3 protein-coding genes are annotated in these 3,197 nt (G+C 66.0%); all 3 read left to right on the forward strand.

The genetic code is table 11. The features are described 5' to 3' along the window. On the forward strand, positions 1–1,512 hold a 1,512-nt coding region (locus LQV45_RS22530; protein WP_230008906.1), incomplete at its 5' end, for a dipeptide/oligopeptide/nickel ABC transporter permease/ATP-binding protein. Beyond that, complete coding sequence (locus tag LQV45_RS22535; protein ID WP_230008907.1) at positions 1,509–2,384, forward strand: ATP-binding cassette domain-containing protein; 876 nt, start codon at positions 1,509–1,511, stop codon at positions 2,382–2,384. The genes LQV45_RS22530 and LQV45_RS22535, both read left to right, overlap by 4 nt. A 123-nt stretch (positions 2,385–2,507) precedes the next feature. Further along, positions 2,508–3,197: sugar phosphate isomerase/epimerase (locus LQV45_RS22540; protein ID WP_230008908.1), on the forward strand; the 690-nt coding region annotated here is incomplete at its 3' end.

A 3,197-nucleotide genomic window follows, 5' to 3' on the forward strand; every position in this document is an offset into this window, starting at 1 on the left:
CTGCCGTCCGGCCTGGTCGCCGGGTACTACGCCGGCAAATTCGAGGCAGTCTCCAACTGGGTGGTCGGCATCCTCATGAGCCTCCCCGGGCTGATCGTGCTGCTGACCATCCGGGCGGCCTTCGGCCCTTCGGTCTGGATGTCCATGATCGCCTTCGGCATCCTGATCAGCCCGTCCTACTTCCGGCTGACCCGCACGGCCGTCCAGTCGGTGCGCAACGAGCTCTATGTCGACGCGGCACGGGTCTCCGGGCTGTCCGACCTCAGCATCATCGCCCGCCACATCTTCTCCGTGGTCCGCGCCCCCATCATCATCCAGACCGCGGCGATCGCTGGCGTGGCCATCGCCATTCAGTCCGGTCTGGAATTCCTCGGCCTGGGCGACCCCACCAAGGCCACCTGGGGCGTGATGCTCTCGGAGGGCTTCAAGAACGTCTACCTCACTCCCACGCTGCTCTTCTGGCCGGCACTGGCCATGGCGCTGACCATCGGCGGCCTGGTCCTGCTGGGCAACGCCATCCGCGATGCCCTTGAAGACGGCGAAAAGATCACGCATCGCAAGAAGCCAAGGGGAAACGGCATCAGCAAACGCACGACGGCGCCGGCCGCCGCCGCCCGCCCGTCGCGGAAGTCAGTGGCCGCCGTCGACCCCGGAACCGAACACCACCTGGTCAAGGTGACCAATCTCGGGGTCGGCTATCCGCAGGCAGACGGTTCCATCAAGAAGGTCGTCGACGACGTCTCCTTCCACGTGGACCGCGGCGAGATCCTGGGCATCGTGGGCGAATCCGGTTCGGGCAAGTCCCAGACCGCCTTCTCCATCCTGGGGCTGCTGCCGGACAATGCCCGCATCGTGGCCGGCTCCATCCAGTTCGACGGCAACTACACCGTTGCCCCGGGCGAGGAGCGCGTCAGCCAGGAGCGCCTGTCCAAACTGCGCGGCAGGCGGATTTCCTACATCCCGCAGGAGCCCATGAGCAACCTGGACCCGGCCTTCACCATCGGCTACCAGCTCGTGACGCCCATGGTCCGCGTCCTCGGCATCTCCAAGGCCGAGGCCAGGAGGCGGGCATTGAAGCTGCTCACCGACGTCGGAATCGCCAACCCGGAACGGACCTTCAACGCCTACCCGCACGAAGTCTCCGGCGGCATGGCCCAGCGCGTCCTGATCGCCGGCGCCATCAGCTGCGAACCGGACCTGGTTATTGCCGATGAGCCCACCACGGCCCTGGATGTCACGGTGCAGGCGGACGTGCTGGACCTGCTGCGCGAGCTCCAGCAGCGCCTGAACATCGGCGTCATCCTGGTGACCCACAACTTCGGGGTGGTGGCGGACCTCTGCGACCGTGTGGCTGTCATGCAGAACGGCCGGCTCGTGGAGGAAGGATCCGTCCGTGACATCCTGCGCAATCCGCAGGAGCCTTACACGCAAACGCTCCTGGCATCGATGCTTGAGGGCAAGGAACCCATGTCCATGCTCGTTTACACCGGCCAGAAGGAGCCAGTCGCATGAGCCCCACCGACAGCGCTCCGCTGCTCGCGGTAGACCAACTGATCGTCGAGTACCCCAGCAAGAAGTTCCGGGCCAAGCCCTTCCGCGCCCTGACGGACATCAACATCACCATCGGCCGCGGCGAAACCCTCGGCCTGGTGGGGGAGTCCGGTTCCGGCAAGACCACGCTGGGCCGCGCCATCCTGGGGCTGGCCCCGGTGACCGGCGGGAAGATCAGCTTCGACGGCAAGGACATCAGCCGCGCCACCCGCAAGGACCGGCGGGTCCTGAGCCGTGACCTGCAGGTGGTGTTCCAGGATCCCTACACCTCGCTGAACCCGGCCTTGGAGATCGGCGACATCCTCGCCGAACCACTGGGCGTGCAGGGCATGGACGCCACGGCGGCCAAAAAGCGTGTGAGGGAACTGCTGGACCAGGTGGGTCTGCCCGCCGACGCCATCAACCGGCTGCCGCGCGAATTCAGCGGCGGACAGCGCCAGCGCGTGGCGATCGCCCGCGCCCTGGCCCTCTCGCCCAAGCTGATCGTCTGCGATGAGCCGGTCAGCGCACTGGTTCTCTCCACCCAGGCCCGGGTGCTGGACCTGTTCCTGCAGATCCAGAAGGACACCGGTGTGTCCTACCTCTTCGTCTCCCACGACCTCGACGTCGTCCGGCACATCAGCCACCGCGTCGCCGTGATGTACCACGGGGAGATCGTCGAACAAGGCCCGGCCGGCGTCGTCACCACCGACCCCGACCACCCCTACACCCAGCGGCTGCTGCTCGCCTCCCCGGTCCCGGACCCGGACCGGCAGGAACAGCGCCGCGCGGACCGGCACCGCCTGCTCGAAACGCAGCGCATGCAGCACGAACAAGCGGGCGCCCTCGCCTGAGGCCACCCGCGCCGTCAGGCAGAACGGCCGGCGCCTTGGCGGCAGCACCTAACCGGCACGAAGGGCCCTTGCGGGTCCGTAACACCACGGAGGAATACAGTGGCCAAAATTGGCGTACAAGCGATGATGCTGAAAGACAGCTTCGCCGAAGTGGGGGCGTTCGAGACGCTCCGCAAGGTGAGCGCGATCGGATACAACGCCGTCGAGATCTCCCAGATCCCGATGACCCCGGAGAACGTCGCCGAGCTGGACCGCGCCCGGAGCGAACTGGGCATGGACATCGCGGCACTGTCCGTCGCGATGGAGACCCCCAAAGGCCGTCCCGGGGACTCCCTGGCGGAGCACTTCGACAAGATCGTGGCGGACGCCAAACGCCTGGACTCCAGCCTCCTGCGGATCGGCATGCTGCCGTTCCCGGCCATGAAGTCAATCGCGGCAGTCGTTGATTTCGCCAAGGAGGCCAACGAGTACGCGCAGCGCCTGCAGGAACAGGGCCTGAGCCTGTATTACCACAACCACCACATCGAGTTCGCGAAGTTCGACGGCAAATTCATGCTGGACATCATTGCCGAGAACTCCCCGGCTATGGGCATGGAAATCGATGTGCACTGGGTGCAGCGCGGCGGCCTGGACCCGGTCCGGACGCTGCAGAAGTACGCCGGCCGCACGGCCATGGTCCACCTGAAGGACTACCGGATCGGAGAACTGCCGGAGTCCTCGTTCGGGCTCATGGATTCCAGGGACATCATGGGCTTCATGACCGAGTTCAAGAATGTGGTCCAGTTCGCTGAAGTGGGCGAAGGCAACCTGTAC

Source organism: Microbacterium sp. Bi128 (genome assembly GCF_918698205.1).

What these genes read in the sequence shown, in the direction of transcription:
- LQV45_RS22535 (WP_230008907.1), top strand. Translation starts at nt 1,509, where the DNA reads ATGAGCCCCACCGACAGCGCTCCGCTGCTCGCGGTAGACCAACTGATC.